The organism is Polaromonas sp. SP1 (assembly GCF_003711205.1).
GTDB lineage: Bacteria > Pseudomonadota > Gammaproteobacteria > Burkholderiales > Burkholderiaceae_C > Polaromonas.
This window is the reverse complement of sequence record NZ_CP031013.1, coordinates 1,095,837-1,113,401: the sequence shown is the minus strand read 5'-3', so window position 1 is coordinate 1,113,401 and position 17,565 is coordinate 1,095,837. Positions and strand designations below refer to the sequence as shown.

The following is a 17,565-nucleotide window of genomic DNA, read 5'->3' as shown; positions in this document are numbered from 1 at the left end:
CCCCGAGGGGGCCGCCCCGCCTGCGGCCCGGCAAAGCCGGTTCCGCGTCTCGGACTGGCTTTACCCGGCTCGCTTCGCATCGCGGCTTGGTGTGGAGGAACGTCTGTGACTTTTTCTGTGCATGGCCTTGCAGTGTCGCGCGGGATCGCGATTGGCCGTGCCGTGCTCGTGGCTTCGAGCCGCGCCGATGTGGCGCACTATTTCATTGAGGACGACAAGTCGGCCGACGAGATCACGCGCGTGCGGATTTCGCGCAACGCGGTGATGGAAGAGATCACGCGCCTGCAGCAGGACCTGCCCAAGGATGCGCCGCACGAGCTGGCCGCGCTGCTGGATGTGCACCTGATGCTGCTGCAGGACGAGCAGCTGATCAGCGGCGTCAAGCACTGGATCACCGACCGCCACTACAACGCCGAATGGGCGCTGACCACGCAATACGAAATCATTGCGCGCCAGTTCGACGACATGGAAGACGAATACCTGCGCGAGCGCAAGGCCGACCTGGAGCAGGTGGTCGAGCGCATCCTGCGCCACATGAAGGGCGTGGCCTCGCCGGTGCAGCCCGCGGCCCAGGCCGGTGCGGGGCGCAAGCTGTCGCAGCAGGACCTGCTGCTGGACGACACCACCGACGTGCCGCTGGTGCTGGTGGCGCACGATATCTCGCCGGCAGACATGCTGCAGTTCAAGCAAAGCCTTTTTGCCGGCTTTGCCACCGACGTGGGTGGCAAGACCTCGCACACCGCCATCGTGGCGCGCAGCATGGACATCCCGGCCGTGGTGGGCGCGCGCAGCGCCAGCCAGCTGATCAAGCAGGACGACTGGGTCATCATCGACGGCGATGCCGGCGTGCTCATCGTCGACCCGTCGCCCATCATCCTGGCCGAGTACGGCTTCAAGCAGCGCCAGGGCGAGCTCGAGCGCCAGCGCCTGAACCGCCTGAAGAACACGCCGGCGCTGACCATCGACGGGCAGCGCGTCGAGCTGCTGGCCAACATCGAAATGCCTGAAGACACCGCGGGCGCGGTGGCGGCCGGCGCTGTCGGCGTGGGGCTGTTTCGCAGCGAGTTCCTTTTTATGGGCCGCACCGGCAAGCTGCCCGGCGAAGAAGAGCAGTACCAGGCCTACCGCAAGGCGATTGAAGGCATGCACGGCCTGCCGGTCACCATCCGCACGGTGGACATCGGCTCCGACAAGCCGCTCGACAAACTCGCCGGCCGCGCGCAGGACGGCCAGCTCAACCCCGCGCTGGGGCTGCGCGCCATCCGCTGGAGCCTGGCCGACCCGCCGATGTTCCTCACGCAGCTGCGCGCCATCCTGCGCGCCGCCGCGCACGGCCAGGTCAACCTGCTGGTGCCCATGCTGGCGCACGCCAGCGAGATCCGCCAGACCATGTCGCTGATCGACCATGCGCGCGTGATGCTGGACAACCAGGGCATCCCTTACGGCCCGGTGCAGCTGGGCGCGATGATCGAAATCCCGGCGGCCGCGCTCACGCTCAAGCTCTTCCTCAAGTACTTTGATTTCCTCTCGATCGGCACCAACGACCTGATCCAGTACACGCTGGCCATCGACCGTGCCGACGAAGCCGTGTCGCACCTGTATGACCCCTGCCACCCGGCCGTGCTGCGCCTGGTGGCCGACACCATTGCCGAGTGCAACGCGCAAGGCAAGGGCGTGAGCGTCTGCGGTGAGATGGCCGGCGACACCAGCATGACGCGCCTGCTGCTGGGCCTGGGCCTGCGCAGCTTTTCCATGCACCCGTCGCAGATCCTGGCGGTCAAGCAGCAGATCCTGCGCGCCGACGCCGGCAAGCTGCAGGCCTGGGCCGAGCAGGTGCTGGCCAGCGAAGACCCGGCGGCGCTGTTGCAGGCCTGACGGTCCGCCGGGGCGTACGGCCAAGATCTGCTATTAAAAATATAGCGCAAAGTCTATACGCTGATTGGGCTGGAGGCCAAAATCGCTTAAAAATCCGGGCAAGCACCGGCGCCTGATCGCCCGCCGCCGAAACAAAGCGAAACACGCCGCAACCGGCCCGCAAACACTGACCTGCCGTCTATGAGCACCATGGGAAACCTCAAAACTTCCTCAAGGCTCTCTCATGAAACGCATCATCAAAAAAACCCTGCTCGGCCTTTTCGGCGGGGCGCTCATCGTCGGCAGCCTGGGTGCGTGCTCGCACGGCGGCCATGGCTGGCGCGGCGATGCCGGCTCACCCGAGGCGCGCGCCCGCATGGTCGAGAAAGTCGGCTCGCGCCTGGACCTGGATGCCGCACAAAAACAAAAGCTGAATGTGCTGGCCGAAAAACTCCAGGCCCAGCGCACGGCCCTGCGCGGCACGACCGAGCCGCGTGACGCCTTCCGCGGCCTCTTTGCCGGCGAAAAACTCGACCAGGCCGGCGCCAAAAAACTGATCGACGAGAAAACCGCCGCGCTGCAGTCCGGCAGCCCCGACGTCATTGCCGCCGCCGCCGACTTCTTTGACAACCTGAAACCCGAGCAGCAGCAAAAAGTGCGCGACTTCATGGAGCGCGGCCGCCGTTGGGGTTACCGTGGCTGAGGCGGTTTTCCTCCCCACCGTGCGCCCGCGGCAGGCCGTGCAGCGCGTGAGCACCGTAGCCGAGCCGGGGAGCGTCGCCGGCGGGGTGCGGCTGCTGCTGCGCGCCGAAGGGCTGGTGGTGCTGGCCGCCGCCGTGGCCGCGTATGCGCAATTCGGCGCAGGCTGGGGCTGGTTTGCCGCGCTCTTCCTGCTGCCGGACGTGTCCTTCCTGGCCTACCTGGCGGGGCCGCGCGCGGGCGCGTGGGCTTACAACGCCATGCACTCTTATTTAGGCGCTATGGGCTTGCTGGCCGCAGGCGTCCTCGGCGGCATGCCCATGCTGCTGGCGGTGGGGCTGGTCTGGTGCGCGCACATCGGCTTTGACCGCATGCTGGGCTACGGCCTGAAGTACGACTCGGGCTTTGGGCACACCCACTTGGGCCGCCTGGGGCGCAAAGACCCGTGGTGAACGCTGCCCACCCCCCGGTCGGGGCGCTTCGCGGTTTTCTGCTGCTCGAAGCCGGTTTGCTGGTGGCGGCTTCACTGGTCCATGGCGGCCTGCTGCTGTTGGGCCATGCCCACAGCCAGGCCCGCGTTGCCGAAGCCGTGATCGCGGCGGTGTTACTGACGGCGTGGGCGCTCAGCCTGGTGTGGCCCGGCCGCACGCGCAAGCTGGCGCTGCTGGCCCAGGCTTTCGCCTTGATCGGCACGCTGGTGGGCGTGTTTACCATCGCCGCCGGCATCGGCCCGCAGTCGGCGCCGGATGTGGTGTTCCATGTGGCCCTGCTTGCCTTGCTGCTGGCGGGACTGCGCTTTGCGCGCCGGGTGCCTGCATGAGCGTTGCCCCAGCGTTTTCCCTGCCGGCGCGCCGGTTTCTTATGATGGCCCCATGCCCCGCATCCTCCTGATCGACGACGACGAGCACCTGGCTGCGCCGCTGGCCGCGTACTTCGCGCGTTTTGACTTTGTGCTGGACAGCGCGCTGCGCCCCGGCGAAGGCCTGGCCCGGCTGCGCGCCGGCGCGTACGACGCGGCCATCCTCGACGTGATGCTGCCGGAGATGGACGGCTTTGCGCTGTGCCGCGAGATCCGCAAGGAAAGCGATATCCCGGTCATCATGCTGACCGCGCGCGGCGACGTGATGGACCGCGTGGTCGGGCTGGAGCTGGGCGCCGACGACTACCTGCCCAAGCCCTTTGAGCCGCGCGAGCTGGTCGCGCGCCTGCAGACCATCTTGCGCCGCCAGCGCGCCGTGCCGCCTGCCGGCCAGCGCCGCGAGTTCCAGGGCCTGGTGATCGACCTGCAAACGCGCGAGGTGCAGCGCCTGGGCGAGAAGGTCGAGCTGACGGGCACCGAGTTTGAGTTGCTGGCCCTGCTGGCGGCCGACCCCGGCAAGGTGTTCAGCCGTGACGACATCCTCAACCGACTGCGCGGCCACGAGGTGGACCTGTACACCCGCGCCGTCGACATCGTGGTAAGCCGCCTGCGCAAAAAACTCGAGCCGCTGGACTGCATCAAGACGCTGCGCAACGCGGGTTACGCGCTGGCGGTGGGCAAGGCGGGTGCGCCATGAGGCGCTGGCGCCGCGAAGCGGTGTGTGGCTATTCACGGCCCAAGCGCTGGCGCCACCGCTGGGGCCATTCGCTGCGGCTGCGGCTGATCACGGTGTTTTTGCTGCTGGCGCTGTGCATGGGCGCGGTGTTTATGGGCGGCATGCAGCGCGCCTTTTCCACCGGCTGGCGCGACGCGGCCAAACCGCTCATCACCGACTACATGGACCGGCTGGTGGCCGACCTGGGCTCGCCGCCCGACGTAGGCCGTGCGCAGGCGCTGGCCGCGCGGCTGCCGATTTCGATTCGCATTGAAGGGCCCACGGTGAACTGGCAGTCGCATCCCGACAAGCCCGACCGCAAGCTGAAGTTTTTTGAAGGCCGTGCCAACGACTGGCTCAGCCGCACCACCGCCGACGGCCACCGCGTCATCTTCGGCCCCGGCACCATTCCGTGGCAGGGCGCGCCGCACGGCATGTTCGGCTGGATCACGCTGGCGCTGCTGCTGGGCTTGCTGATTGGCGCTTATGCCTATGTGCGGCGCCTGCTGCGCCCGCTGGACGACATCCGCGCCGGGGCCGAGCGCTTTGGACGCGGCGTGTTCGACAAGCCCATTCCGCTGCGCCGGCGCGATGAGCTGGGCGAGCTGGCGCAGCGCATCAACACCATGGCGCTGGACATCGAAGACATGCTCAACGCCAAGCGCGGGCTGCTGCTGGCGCTCAGCCATGAGCTGCGCTCGCCGCTGACGCGCGCGCGGCTCAATGCCGAACTGCTGCCCGCATCCGGCGAAGGCAGCGCACCGCGCGAACGCGACGCGCTGCTGCGCGACCTCGGCGAGATGCGCGACCTGATCAGCGATCTGCTCGAAAGCGAACGCCTGGCCAGCCCGCATGCGGCGCTGCGCCGTGAAGAAACCGACCTGGCCGCGCTGGTGCGCGAAGTGGCGGCGGAAATGCCCGCCGCCGTGCATGTGCAACTGGACCTGGCGCCGGGCTTGCCCGCCCTCGCGCTGGACCGCACGCGTGTGCGCCTGCTGGTGCGCAACCTGCTCGACAACGCGCTGCGTTACAGCGCGGATGCCGGCCAGCCGCCGCAGGTGTCGCTGCAGGCGGCCGAAGGCGGCGTGTCGCTGGAAGTGCGCGATTTCGGTCCGGGCGTGGACCCGGATCAGATCGAGCGTTTGACCGAACCGTTTTACCGCACCGACGGCGCCCGCCAGCGCGCAACAGGCGGCGTCGGCCTGGGCATGTATTTGTGCCGGCTGGTGGCCGAGGCGCATGGCGCGCAGCTGCAGGTGCGCAATGCGGCGCCGGGGCTGGCAGTGCAGGTGCTATGGAATTGATAGCTGCTTGCCAAGACGGGTATTGGGCTGGAGGGCTATTTGGCCCTTGTTCCTAGCAAGGCCGCGCCGATGATCATCACCGCTGCGAGGCCGATACTCCACGTCAACGCGCGGCCGCTCACCAGCATCAGCAGCGCGGTCGAGCCCAGCGGCGTGAGGTAGCTCAGGATGCCGATCTGCCGAGCATCGCCCAGCTTGAGGGCCTTGTCCCAGAGGAAGAAGGCCGCGCCCAGCGGGCCCAGTCCCATCACGGCCAGCAGCAGCCAGTCTTGCGCGGACAGCACGGCCGCAGGCTCCAGTGCCCAGTGGCACAGCAACGAGAGCAGGCCCGACACCAGGCCGAAGAGGCCGATGGCTGCGGTGGGGAAGGCCGGCACGCGTTGTGTCAGCAACGAGTAGCTGGCCCAGATGAAGGCCGAGCCGAGCGCCGGCAAATAGCCCCACGACCAGCCGCCGGCCGAAGTCGCGCCGCTTCCAGCCCCGAGGATCGCAATGGCTGCGCCGGCAAATCCCAGCAGGGCCGCGGCCACATGCACGGTGCGCAAGCGCACATCGCGCAGGAACAGCGGCGCCAGCACCACCATGAAGAGCGGCCAGAGGTAGTTGACCAGGTTGGCCTCAACCGCCGGTGCATGCCGCAGTGCGATAAAGAGCAGGAAGTGAAAGCCGAAGAGGCCATAGACGCCGAGCGCCAGCGTGGCGGCCGGGATTCTCCATTGCGCGCGGTCACGCAGCACAAAGGGCAAGGCCAGCGCGCTGCCGGTCAGCAGCGCAACGCCGGTCAGCAAAAACGGCGGCACGTGTTTGAGTGACACCCCGAGCGAAGCAAGCAGGGCCCAGAGGGCGATGGCGCCCAGTGCATAAAGATTGGCTGGCATGCCGCAAGCTTAAAAGCCGCTGGGACCGGCATCGTCGCGCAACAACGGTCTGTTGCCGTGCAACGACGGTTTCATCGACACGGCGGCTCGTCCTACGCGTCAACCTACATCCGGTAACCAGCTTCACCTTGCGGGCGCACGCCGGACACCTTGGCGGCGTGGCCCGGGCGTTCAATGAGGGTGCAGATGTTTTGAACAGATGACAGATTGAACACAAGGAGACCCTCATGAAAAAGCTTTCCATCCTCTTGCTCTCGCTCGTGGGCTTTATGGCCTTGTCGGGCTGCGTGGCCTACCCGGTCTATGACGGCCATGGGCCGCAGTACCGCGGCGGCCCGGCGCCTGGCCCCGCGTATGGCCCCCGCTATGACCGCGATGGTGACGGCGTGAGCAACCGCTACGACCGCCGGCCGAACAATCCGAATCGTTATTAAGCGTCGGTTGACTGCCGCCTGAGGGCGGCGGTCAGCGCCGACGGCGACTGGTAGCCGCAGTGCAGCGCCGTGTCGGCCACGCTCATGCCGCGGCCGCGCAGCTGCACGGCCAGCGCCAGCCGCTGGCGGCGCAGCCACTGCATCACGCTGAGGCCGGTTTCGCGCCGGCAGCGCGTGGCGAACTGCGTCGGGCTTAAGAACACCTGCGCGGCCAATTGCGCCACGCTGAGCGGCTCGTGCAGGCGTTGTTGCGTCCACGTCGCCAGTTGCTCCCAGTGGATGGGGCGCTGGTAACGCGTGGGCGTTGACGCTGAAGGCAGAGACTGCCAGGCCTCCAGCAGCAAAGCGGGGCCGTAGTGCTGTGCGAGGCTGCCGCGTTGCTGCAAGGCATGCGCCAGGTAGTTGCCGAGTGCCAGGGCCTGCGCGCTGTGGGCCGGGTCATACGCGCAACGGGCCCAGCCGGCCTGTTTGGTGTCGAGCACCAGGCAGCGGGCACCTTCGCGGGATTCAAAATCATGGTGCTCACCGGGCGCGATCACGCAGCCCTGGCCGGCCGCGATGCGGCGCCCGCGGCCTTGCACTTCGAGTTCGAGCACGCCTTCGAGGCCCAGCAGCACCTGGAAGTGCGCATGCGCGTGGCTGCCGTGCGAGGCGCCGTAGCGGCGCAAGGAGAGGCTGGGTGCGTTCATCAGCGCAGGCCGGCTTTCTCGCCTGATTTCGCGGCGGGTCAGAGGGCGGCGATGGCCGCGTCTGCCTTGTCGGCCACTGTGAAGCCTTCACTTGATTTGAGACAATGTGGCATAAAACGGCTCATTTCCATTAACAGTTAGTGAGACAATCTTCAACAGTTAGTGAGACTGGTTTTTTCTCGGGATAGACTGAGCTTAATGCAAGCTCGCAAAATTCCCAAAAACTACCTGGTTGTGACTGGAGGCTTTGCTAGCCAAAAGAATGACAAGATGCGTGGTTTCGAGTCTTTGCTCGAAAAAGACCACCTTCTGCTGCTTGAGTTTGACGATTCGGTTACATCTTTCGATGTACAGCCAGTGCGTATTCCAGTCCCAGGCGTTCGCAACGGTTATGTCCCTGACGTATTGGTCCACTACAAAACAAACTCAGACCCGCCGCCACGGTCGCAACTGATCGAGGTGAAAACTTTAGAAGACTTGGAGCGGAACAAGCAAAAGTACGCCCCCAAGTTTGCTGCCGCGACCCAGTTCGCTCAGGCGCGAGGCTGGGAATTCGTGATCAGGGACGAAACCCAAATTCGCACATCACGGCTCTCCAACCTCAAGTTCCTACGGGAATATCGCAACTCAACCCCCACTGAGCAGGAAGTCGCACAAGTTTTGCGCTGCTTTACCGTGGTGAACTCTTCCTCAACTTTGCTGAATTCCTTAGCCGCAAGCGAAGAAGAGAAGCTGCGATGGCTGCCAGTCATCTGGTCGATGCTCTTGACCAAGCAGCTGGTAACCAATCTGGAGGTGCCATTCACCGGTGATGTTCCCCTGTGGCTGCCGGAGAGCAAAGAGTGACACAACCGAAGACTCAGCTTTGGGTGACCGAGGGCACGACAGTAACGAACAATGGCCGTGACTACGTGGTAATCGCCATCGCCGATATCAACCTCGCGATCGCCAAAGACGTCCTCACCGGCCAAAGCGTTCTTCTCAAGATTGGCGACATGAGTCTGCCAAATGTAGTGGAGGCCTCTAGCTCTCTTTCGCCCTCCGATATCGATCTGAGGGCGGTTTCTGATGAGGAGTGGGCAGCAGCGGAGTCTCGGCGCCAGCTTATTCAGCCATTGCTGAGCAATCGGTATGGTCACGCTGCTGCCGAGAAAGTCGCTGAAGAGGCCGATGTGAGTCGGGCCACGGTTTACAGATGGGCTTTGGACTTCAGAAATACCGGCTTGCTGTCGTCACTTTTGGATCGAAAAACCTTGCGTGGCGGCAAGGGGGTCGGCAGGCTTCGTCCAGAAGTCGAAGCAATCATCAAATCCGTACAAGAAAGTTTTTACGATACAGAGCAAAAACCTTCAAAAGAAGAAGCGTTCACGGAAATCCGCCGGCTCTGTGTGAACGCTGGGTTACCGCCCCAGCCGAAAACACTATGCGAAGGCGTTTGGCCGACACAGAGGGCCGAGCACGCACCAAAAGTCGAGAGGGCAATGCAGCCGCCCATGATCGTCATGATCCAATCAAGGGCGTAATACCGGATGCTGACTGGCCGTTGGCCATGGTGCAGATGGATCACACATTGCTCCCAGTGATCATCGTCGACGATGTCCATCGCAAGCCGATAAATCGAGCTTGGATCACCTTGGCTATCGACGTGAATAGCCGGGTTTGCTTGGGTATGTACCTTTCTCTAGACCCGCCTTCGGCCATGTCGGCCGGCATGTGCATTTCCCACGCCATCATGCCGAAAGAGGAATGGCTGCTGCGGAGATCTGTCACAACTGTGGAGTGGCCCTTCTGGGGAGTGATGAGCGCGCTTCATTTGGACAATGCACGCGAGTTCCGCGGAGATATGCTGAAGGTGGCTTGCCGCCAGTACGACATAGACGTGCATCTGCGACCGGTCAAAACACCTCGCTACGGCGCTCATATCGAACGTTTGATGGGCACAGTCACGCAGGGCTTGAAATCGGTCAAAGGTTCGACGTTCTCAGGACCAGAAGAGAGAGGCGAGTACGACGCAGAAGGTAACGCCTGCATGACGTTCGCCGAGATCGAGAAGTGGCTGATTCTGTTCTTTGCCAGATACCACTTACAGCGGCACGATGGCATTGGCATGGCTCCGCTTCAGAAATACCGTGAGGGCCTGCTCGGTACGAAGACCAAACCAGGTCGAGGATTGCCGGCGCGCCGGCTTGATGGGGAAGCATTACGCATAAACTTCATGCCGTTTGAAGAGCGCACGGTGCAAGCTTACGGCGTGCTAATCGATGTGCATTATTACCACGACTTGCTGAGACCGTATATCAAAGCACCTCATCCCGATTTTCCGAAGCACACCCGAAAATTTAGGTTTCATCGAGACCCACGAGACATCAGCGAGATCTACTTCTTCGATGAAATCGCGCAGCGTTATGTCGCAATCCCGTATCGCAACTCGAGTCTTCCTCCAGTGAGTATCTGGGAGTTTCGCGATGGGCAGAGTCGAGCTAAAGAAAAAGGCATCTCCCTCGATGACGAAAAGGCCATTTTTGCCATCATCACCGAGCAGCGCGCGTTGGAAGCGGATGCGGCAGCCAAGTCAAAGACGGCCCGACGTGAGCAGCAGCGCCGAGTCGAGCACGTCAAGAATCGAGACGACAAAGCGAAGGACCTGCCCACCGTTTCTGGCCAGGCCGGACCAACGCAGCCGCCAACTGCTGTACGCGGATACAACCCAGATGAGATCAAACCCTTTGAGGACGATTAGTGACGCAGTCAGAATTTCCCCACCTCAAAGATTCCGCCCTCGCCCTCATTAACTCTTCCGACCAGGACCGCATCCTTGCCATTCGCGGGGGGACTTGGGTGAATTACACATTGGCTAAGGAAACCGTGAGCCAGCTAGAGGACCTCTTGGCCTATCCCCAAGTTACGCGCATGCCGAACATCTTGTTGGTAGCGCCGTCCAACAATGGAAAAACGTCGATTCTCGAGCGATTCGTGAGCCTTCACCCTCCCTTATTGGATCCTGAGAGTGAAGTGACGGTTTGCCCAGTTCTCATGATCGAGTGTCCGTCGTCGCCGGACATTTCGGCGTTCTACTCCAGAATTTTGGACGCCCTGATGGCGCCTTACAAACCGACGGCGCCACCCCAAGAAAAACTCTCTCAGATAAAACGCCTGTTCAAGTCTCTCGGTGTCCGGATGCTCATCCTCGATGAAATTCATCACCTAATAGCCGGGACTCTCAACAAACAAAAGGACTTCAGAAATGCGCTAAAGAGCTTGGGTAATGAAACTAAGGTGGTGATCGTGGCGGCGGGCATCGAAGACGCCTATAACGCGTTTGCTACCGATCCACAGATGTCCAGCAGGTTTTATCCTGTGGAGCTGCCGACGTGGAAAGCAAATGCCGATTTCGGGTCCTTGCTGATCACCATGGAGAGCCGTACTCCGCTCAAGAAGCCTTCCAATCTGAAGGATCCGGCGAAGATGCTTGCGCTGCATACGCGAAGTGAAGGAACACTCGGGGACATATGTGACCTATTCAAGGCGCTTGCGGTCGATGCCATCAAGTCTGGAGTCGAGGAAATTACCTTAGAGCGAATTGGAACCCTGCGGTGGGTACCGCCGTCTCGGCGCAAGCAACATCGACGGCTATAGCTCCAATGAGGGGGTCAACCTCATTGCTTTGGCCGGTCCGCTACAAGCCGCTACCTGACGAGTTGTTATCGTCCTGGTTGGTCAGACTTGCCAACGGAAATGGACTGAAAGTCCAGACCTTTTGCAATCTGATATTTGGAAACAGCCGCCAAGTTTGGAATCGTGATGTAGATCGTCTGGCGCCATCATGGCTTGTGGCGGAGTTAAGCGCCCGCACGGGCACACCGCTTGATACGGCGCAGGCAACCACGTTACGCGTGTATGAGGAAGTCTTGTATGCGCGGTTTAAAACGTCCGGAGCACTGCCGTGGATGCAAACCCTGCAGATGTACCACCGAAAGAGGGAAGGATTCGGAATGCAGTATTGCGGGAGTTGCTTGGCGGAGGACTCGCAACCGTATTTCCGCAAAGCCTGGCGCGTATCGTTCAATACCATATGTTCGCAGCACGGCTGCATGCTGCATGACCGCTGTCCGCAATGCGGATCAGGAGTTGCATTCCACAGAATGGACGTTGGTTACGACAGCGTTCCGGATGCGGACGCCTTCGCGAGCTGTCACCTATGTAAGTGTGATCTGCGCAACGCGGCGACGCTGCCGATCATTTCATATGATGCGGAGGCAAGCGAATCGCACAAGAGGTTGTGCCAAGGCATAAGGAATAGTGGCCGTGCGCCTGAGTCGATGGGTTTGATTCTGGACGAGATGCGAGTCAGGCATCACCTTTGCAGTTTGTTGACGTCCCGATACAAGACTGTCACTCTGCGTCAGTACATTTGCGACCAACTGGGCGTGGAGGACATTTGTCCTGTTCCGGAGCGAGTTGCATTTGAGACGCGATCTCTGGTAGAGCGTCATCACCTGATGCAACTAGTGGTCTGGTTAGAGCTCGATTTGGAGTCACGTTTGCGGCAAGCTTGGCGAGACAAAGCCGTACGCTATAACCACCTTCTCAAAGGTTTTAAGCATCCTCCAAAAAGTTACGTGAAGGTTGCAGAGATTTTTTCTGACTGGCGTTTAGGTTGAAGGCTTTTAGTATGTCCCTCTCCTGCGTCCATAATCTCCTAACGAAAAAAGTTTCGCAGGAGATGACTTTATGAAACGGGATTGGGATCTCCTACGGGAACAACTGCTGGCTATCGAGGATGAGCGGGATTTCAAGGTCGCAGTGCTGGAAGGCGTAACCGAAGAGCCCACTTGGCAAGCCGGTCAGTCCGAAGCCGAATTTGCGAAGGCGAGAGCTGAATATAAGCGTCAAGAGGCAAGAGTTTTTGGCCATCTTGAAATGCTCATAGACAGTGGATACATAGAGGGCGTTACCGTTCGCCATGGAAGCACCGGTGTGTTTTATGGGTTGTCTCGCCCGCGCCTGACAATGGCGGGGCATGATCTGCTGGATACAATGCGATCCAAGCCGGTGTGGGAAAAGATCAAGTCCATCGCAAAGGCGAAAGGGCTTGAACTGACTTTAGATGCCGTCAAAGGATTAGCAGAGGTCGCCTTGAAATCTGTACTTGGCAGCTAATACTGCTTAATCGGAAAAGACCGCACAACCGCGGTTATGCGGCTGGGCTTGGCCGACAAGCCCGTGGCGCATCAGGAGATTGAGGAGTTTGTTTAATCTCCGCCGAACCTGTAGGCAATCGCCAACTGCGGATCTTTCAATGCTAAGTACGGGTGTTGCCCTGGCACCTGCTTTGTGGTCGAACCACCACCCTCTAGCCTGTGGCGGACCAGGAAGTAGCGCACCAAGCACTTGCGGATGGAGGAGGACCATACAAACTCTCCATCGCCGGTGGCTTTCATTCCGAATTCCCGTGCCACTACCGATTTCTGGTTCGCCGATAGGCGCGCCGCAGGGATCACATCCACTGTCTCCGCCTCGTGCCATTCCTTGTCTTCGGAGGCTGCTAAGGGTGCTACCACTGGGTCCAGCTTAGCCTGGCTGCATCTGGCCAGTACGAAATCCCTGAACTCATTGTGGCGGCCGTCAAAGGCTCGGGCGTGCCAGCGATCGCCATTGAACACTAGCGTGTGCGGCCAAAGGGTGCGGGGCACAGGATTCGGTTCGTTGAGCGACTGGTATGTCAGTGCAAGGCCCGATTCTTCGCGCAGCGCCAGCATTATTAAGCGTAAGACCTCCGGGTCGATGCTGCCTGTGGGCTGCATGATGGATTCCGCCGCGGTGACCTGACCCAGTGCGGGAACTACTGCAGTCGATTTGCTGGTGCTGTAGGCCTGCAGCAGTGACAAATACTCCTCTGCCGAGCCTGAAGCTAGTAATGGCTTGAAGTCGCGGCCTCGGGTGTAGGCCTTTTTCTCTACGTCGTATTCCAAGGAATGGGCGTGGTGGTGTCGGTACCGCCTGAAGTCACGTGAAAGGTGGTTGGGCGTGACATCGAAAACCTCACAGACTTGGCCACGGCGCACAGAACCATCCCAGATTAACCGAGCCTCGATGAACTGCAGGCGCTGCTTCTGGGCAAAGCTCAAATCGTCGAGCCAAGCGACATCTGTACCAATCATGACGAGTAGGTCATTTCAGACGAGTATGGCAATGCTATTAATGTTCTCAATCATTAGACTATACTAACGCAAAATATCTTGAAAGGTCGGCCGCGTGGAAGGTGTGCTCGATATGTGGCTAGACGCCTGGGGCTATTCAGAAGCCTCCGGCTCGCTGCATGTGCGCGCTGAATCCGTGCCTGGCCACCATCCCTATCGCACCGAGATCCGCAGCCTGCTAGATCCCAAGGGGTCAATCCGCGCAAAAGCGGTCTTTGATGTCGAAGGTGTGCCGACCGTCTGTTTTCTTGAGAGTGACGGCAACGCTCTAGACGATCAAGGCTTGCTGCGTAGCGTGCGCGAGCGCGCCTGGAACCAGAACCTCGTGTCCATGGTGATGGTGGTCGACGCCACACACGCGCTAGCGGCGCCGACATCGCTGCCAGAAGCTTCATTCGAGCAGATCGAGTTCAAGCAGGCCAAGCCGTTCGGCGCTTTTTCGCGGGCTGACGTTCAATCAGGGGAGGTGTTCGGTCGGCACGCTGACTGGTTCGCCCCGGAAAACCGTGTTGACCGCAAGCTGTTGTCGAACTTGGGAATCATCGTGGAGGCCCTGATAAAGGAGGGTTTGAGCAAAAGCTCCTCTCAGTTGCTGATGGCACAGGTGATGTTCGTTGCCTATCTCGAGCACCGCGGCATCGTTGGCGACGTTTATCGCAAGCAGCGCAAAGTCGGAAGTCTCTTCGAACTGGCGGCTCAGGCTAACCGAGCAGGCGTGATTGCCTTGATGGCAAGCCTCAAGAAAGATTTCAATGGTGATCTGCTTGAACCTGATGGCGGGCGACAGGTCTGGCGCGATTTCAGTGACGTAGCGTTCGGGCACCTCAATGAGTTCTTGGACCATGTCGACATGGCCGACGGGCAACGAAGCTTCTGGCGCTATGACTTTCGCTTCATTCCGGTAGAGCTCATTTCAGGCATCTATGAATCCTTCCTCGCCGAAGACAAGCGTGACGTTGGGGCTTACTACACGCCGCGCCACCTAGCGACATTGACGGTGGATCAAGCCTTCGCCGGCTCGGAAGACATCCTCGCAGAGCGCGTGCTGGATGGGGCGTGTGGTTCCGGAATTTTGCTCACAACGGCCTATCGCCGAATGTTGGCCTACGGCGAGGCCAAGGCGGGCAAGCAGTGGACATTTACTGAACGCATCCAATTACTCGAACAGAATATCTTTGGGTCGGACATCAACGAATCCGCATGCAGAGTTACGGCCTTCAGTCTTTATCTTTGCGTACTGGAAAATCTCCAACCAGCCGACCTACTCAAACTGACCGAGCAAGGCAAAGCGCATCTGCCGACCCTGAATGAGCGGAACATCATTCGGGGCGCCAAAGGAGACTTCTTTTCAGGGGAGAACCCGCTGGTCAAGCGTGGCAATTTCACCTTGTTGATCTCCAATCCGCCGTGGTTGGAGCCTAAAGGCAAAGAGCTTCTTTCCTCCGATAGATGGGCGGCTGACCAAGGCTTTAAGATCCCGCGCAGGCAGGTCTGTCTCGCCTATATGCTCCGCGCGATAGATGCGGTCGACCCGGTGCGCGGACGGTTCTGCTTCATCCTTCCCGTCAGCAGCTTTGGTGCGCAGACCAGCCAGCCTTTCGTGCAGCTATGGCTCGACCGCTGCGAGCTGGATACGGCGGTCAACTTCGGAGATTTGCGCAAACTGCTTTTCGAGAATGCCAAGCAGCCTACCTTGGTAGTGGTTGCCAGGCCCCGCCGACCAAGAGAGGAGATTCCTTCGCCGGAAACCTTTGAGTATTGGACCCCCAAAGCTGATGTCAGCTTAGCCTTCGGTCGGCTAACTCTGCACGGAACGGATCGGCACACGGTTCAGACTTCCGTTCTCGCCTATGACAACTCGGTACTCACTACTCTGTACTGGGGCACTCCTCAAGACCAGGCGACGATCGCTGGTCTCGAAATGTTGGGACAGATTGGGGACTTGGTCGATGAGCCTGGATGGCAAATGACCAAAGGCTTTCACCTCAAGGACAGCGCGGTCTCAGAACCTGTATCGGTTGAGTCGATTGCAAGCGCACCATATCTAGACGCCAACGAATTTGCATTGCACGGGCCGCTTTTGGACGAAGGCGTGCTCGTGCGCTTTCCCGCCAAGGTTACCCATGTGGCCAAGCTATCAGAAAAGATCATTGGTGCGTTCCAGGGTCCTCGCATCGTATTCAAAGATGGGATGACGTCCGAGCGGAGAATTTGCGCCGGCTTCAGCACCAAGAAATTCTCTTTCAACAGTAGCACCACGGCGATCGTGGCACCCAAAAAGGAAGCGGACTTGCTGCGCTTCCTGTCCGTCTATTTGCATTCTGACCTGGTCCGATATCTCCTTCTCCTGACTGCCTATCAAATCAGTTTTGAGCGTGAAAGGGTAAGTCTGCTCAACGTCAAGCGACTGCCGTTCGTGCATCCGCGCGATCATTCCAACCCGCAGCGCGCCGCCGCCATCGTGGGCGAAGTGGCCGCGTTCGTGAAGGCGCTAGAGTCGTCACCGATCATCGGGCGTGAAGAGGTGTTCGATGGCTGGCGCAAACAGGCCGAAAAACTGATCAGCGAGTATTTCGGACTGACTACTTCGCAGGTTGCGCGGATTCAGGAGATGGTCCAACTGGTTGTTCCGGGACTACAGCCGTCTACTTATACAAAGCTACTCACCCCGCTGCAGATGCGTGCATCCGATCATGACCTGCAACTCTATGTGAAGGCCTTGCTGTCCGAGCTAGGCCAATGGCGCGACGCGATGGGCGGTTCAGGCGGCTTCGACGCTAGCCTGACCATCGGGTCGGCGCAAGCCCATGGCGCACTGGCTATTCTTCGACTGGATGCCATAGCGGAAAAATCCTCAAAAGCTGCTATGCGTCCCGAGGTCGCGGACCAGGCCGTTGCGACGCTAGTAAAAACACTGCAGCACAAAGGTGTGCTACCGGTGAAAGTGCGCGACAACGTGTATTTGGCAGCCGACATCGTTGTGCGCCACGGAGATTCGCTGTATCTGGTCAAGCCAATGGCTCGACGGTTGTGGCTACAGGCCGAGGCATTCCGGGACGCAGAGCGGGTGGTACGTTTCGTGCAGGAACAGGCGGCGCAGTGAGCAAAGTCCCGACGTCGCTACGGACATCCCGCGATCAGTGGCTCCAGGCTTTTCCCGTGGACGAGGCTCGGCGAGCAGCCAAGTTCGTCTACGACACCTGGAATGATTTGTCGGTCCGGGCTCCTAAGACATTCCATTCAGGTCGCCGCGAGAATCACATCACTGAGCGCTTCGGGATGTATATGCCAAAGGTGTCGCTATCCAAGGCGCGGCTGCTGGGCTGGTGGAGTTACGAAGAGCCTGCTGGTGAGTCGGTGATCATCGACGAAGAGCTCACGGCCCACAGTCGGATTCGCAAGGACTTGGTCTATAAGTCGAACGAGAAAGCTGTGCGCGTGGAACTGATATTCGAGTTCAAGAAGCTAGAAGCCACCAACGGCAGTTGCAAGATTTATCTCGGTCAGAATGGGATGCGGCGCTTTGTGGATGGCGAGTATGCCAAGGGCCTCCCCCTGGCGCTGATGGTCGGCATGTTGATCGGAGATGAGAGCGCTTGCGTGCAGACTTTGCGTCGTTCACTTCTATCGACTGCTGAGACGGCTGACTTGCGTATGGTGGGCGATGCCTCCGGCGCGCTTCTGCGCGAACCGTCTGGCATGTTCCCTGGGGTGGCCCAGTTCGACACCGAGCACAACCGACCAGCGGCCAGCGCTCCCTCACATGGAACGATGTTGTTGTCGCACATCTTCGTGCGGCTGCCACACTACCCCATAGCTTCGGAATAGCTACTATCACTAAGATAGTAGCTGGCACTGTAAGAAGCCGCTAGACTTCTTGCCCTGAACCCACCGAACTCCTTGTGGCAGTGATAAGTTTTATTGTTGAATTTA

At 60.4% G+C, this 17,565-nt stretch carries 18 protein-coding genes and 1 pseudogene; 16 read left to right on the top strand and 3 right to left on the bottom strand.

Going from position 1 to position 17,565, the window contains the following annotated elements; translation table 11 throughout:
* Positions 1–105 precede the first annotated feature (105 nt).
* From ptsP to DT070_RS05265, 6 genes are all read left to right on the top strand, one after another.
* On the top strand, positions 106–1,875 hold the full coding sequence (gene ptsP, locus DT070_RS05290) for a phosphoenolpyruvate--protein phosphotransferase (protein ID WP_122954458.1): 1,770 nt from the start codon (positions 106–108) through the stop codon (positions 1,873–1,875).
* A gap of 223 nt (positions 1,876–2,098) precedes the next feature.
* Positions 2,099–2,557: a Spy/CpxP family protein refolding chaperone gene (locus DT070_RS05285; protein WP_122954457.1), complete on the top strand. Its 459-nt coding sequence runs from the start codon at positions 2,099–2,101 to the stop codon at positions 2,555–2,557.
* A gap of 46 nt (positions 2,558–2,603) precedes the next feature.
* Positions 2,604–3,005 (top strand): DUF4260 domain-containing protein, encoded by a 402-nt coding sequence (locus DT070_RS05280; protein ID WP_240642560.1) that lies wholly within the window; start codon positions 2,604–2,606, stop codon positions 3,003–3,005.
* On the top strand, positions 3,002–3,373 hold the full coding sequence (locus DT070_RS05275) for a hypothetical protein (protein WP_122954455.1): 372 nt from the start codon (positions 3,002–3,004) through the stop codon (positions 3,371–3,373). Before DT070_RS05280 ends, DT070_RS05275 begins: the two co-directional genes overlap by 4 nt.
* A 52-nt stretch (positions 3,374–3,425) precedes the next feature.
* Positions 3,426–4,109 carry a response regulator transcription factor gene (locus tag DT070_RS05270; RefSeq protein ID WP_122954454.1) on the top strand — a complete coding sequence of 228 codons (684 nt, stop codon included), beginning with the start codon at positions 3,426–3,428 and terminating at the stop codon, positions 4,107–4,109.
* The gene (locus DT070_RS05265; protein ID WP_122954453.1) at positions 4,106–5,431 is read left to right on the top strand and encodes a cell wall metabolism sensor histidine kinase WalK; all 1,326 of its coding nucleotides are present in this window, start codon (positions 4,106–4,108) and stop codon (positions 5,429–5,431) included. The genes DT070_RS05270 and DT070_RS05265 overlap by 4 nt, the downstream gene beginning before the upstream one ends.
* A gap of 35 nt (positions 5,432–5,466) precedes the next feature.
* Here DT070_RS05265 and DT070_RS05260 read toward each other — a convergent pair whose 3' ends face one another.
* Positions 5,467–6,309 (bottom strand): DMT family transporter, encoded by an 843-nt coding sequence (locus DT070_RS05260; RefSeq protein ID WP_122954452.1) that lies wholly within the window; start codon positions 6,307–6,309, stop codon positions 5,467–5,469.
* Positions 6,310–6,536: 227 nt separating this feature from the next.
* Here DT070_RS05260 and DT070_RS05255 point away from each other — a divergent pair, with 227 nt between their 5' ends.
* A complete protein-coding gene (locus DT070_RS05255) occupies positions 6,537–6,743 on the top strand; it encodes a hypothetical protein (protein WP_122954451.1) in 207 nt (68 codons plus the stop codon).
* Here DT070_RS05255 and DT070_RS05250 read toward each other — a convergent pair.
* Positions 6,740–7,432: an AraC family transcriptional regulator gene (locus DT070_RS05250; RefSeq protein WP_122954450.1), complete on the bottom strand. Its 693-nt coding sequence runs from the start codon at positions 7,430–7,432 to the stop codon at positions 6,740–6,742. The genes DT070_RS05255 and DT070_RS05250 overlap by 4 nt on opposite strands.
* A 198-nt stretch (positions 7,433–7,630) precedes the next feature.
* Between DT070_RS05250 and DT070_RS05245 the strand changes: the two genes are divergently transcribed.
* The 7 genes and pseudogenes from DT070_RS05245 to DT070_RS05225 all read left to right on the top strand — a co-directional run bounded on the left by DT070_RS05245 (position 7,631) and on the right by DT070_RS05225 (position 12,592).
* Positions 7,631–8,278: a TnsA endonuclease N-terminal domain-containing protein gene (locus tag DT070_RS05245; RefSeq protein WP_122954449.1), complete on the top strand. Its 648-nt coding sequence runs from the start codon at positions 7,631–7,633 to the stop codon at positions 8,276–8,278.
* The gene (locus DT070_RS21575) at positions 8,275–8,955 is read left to right on the top strand and encodes a helix-turn-helix domain-containing protein (protein WP_228778569.1); all 681 of its coding nucleotides are present in this window, start codon (positions 8,275–8,277) and stop codon (positions 8,953–8,955) included. Before DT070_RS05245 ends, DT070_RS21575 begins: the two co-directional genes overlap by 4 nt.
* 56 nt (positions 8,956–9,011) lie before the next feature.
* Positions 9,012–10,172: a Mu transposase C-terminal domain-containing protein gene (locus DT070_RS21570; protein WP_228778570.1), complete on the top strand. Its 1,161-nt coding sequence runs from the start codon at positions 9,012–9,014 to the stop codon at positions 10,170–10,172.
* Positions 10,172–11,068 (top strand): TniB family NTP-binding protein, encoded by an 897-nt coding sequence (locus tag DT070_RS05235; RefSeq protein WP_122954448.1) that lies wholly within the window; start codon positions 10,172–10,174, stop codon positions 11,066–11,068. The genes DT070_RS21570 and DT070_RS05235 overlap by 1 nt, the downstream gene beginning before the upstream one ends.
* A gap of 5 nt (positions 11,069–11,073) precedes the next feature.
* Positions 11,074–11,517: pseudogene (locus DT070_RS21750) on the top strand (TniQ family protein); the annotation flags it as partial.
* 57 nt (positions 11,518–11,574) lie between these two features.
* Positions 11,575–12,093, top strand: a complete 519-nt coding sequence (locus tag DT070_RS21565; RefSeq protein ID WP_228778571.1) for a hypothetical protein — start codon at positions 11,575–11,577, stop codon at positions 12,091–12,093.
* A 70-nt stretch (positions 12,094–12,163) separates the two neighbouring features.
* Positions 12,164–12,592, top strand: coding sequence for a DUF2513 domain-containing protein (locus DT070_RS05225; RefSeq protein ID WP_122954446.1), 429 nt, complete (start codon positions 12,164–12,166; stop codon positions 12,590–12,592).
* Positions 12,593–12,684: 92 nt separating this feature from the next.
* On the opposite strand, the gene DT070_RS05220 is transcribed toward DT070_RS05225, so the two are convergent.
* Positions 12,685–13,593, bottom strand: coding sequence for a WYL domain-containing protein (locus DT070_RS05220; RefSeq protein WP_122954445.1), 909 nt, complete (start codon positions 13,591–13,593; stop codon positions 12,685–12,687).
* A gap of 94 nt (positions 13,594–13,687) precedes the next feature.
* Between DT070_RS05220 and DT070_RS05215 the strand changes: the two genes are divergently transcribed.
* Together DT070_RS05215 and DT070_RS05210 are read left to right on the top strand one after the other, a co-directional pair.
* On the top strand, positions 13,688–16,735 hold the full coding sequence (locus DT070_RS05215; RefSeq protein WP_164483716.1) for a class I SAM-dependent DNA methyltransferase: 3,048 nt from the start codon (positions 13,688–13,690) through the stop codon (positions 16,733–16,735).
* Complete coding sequence (locus DT070_RS05210; protein WP_122954443.1) at positions 16,732–17,460, top strand: hypothetical protein; 729 nt, start codon at positions 16,732–16,734, stop codon at positions 17,458–17,460. Before DT070_RS05215 ends, DT070_RS05210 begins: the two co-directional genes overlap by 4 nt.
* Positions 17,461–17,565: the final 105 nt, after the last annotated feature.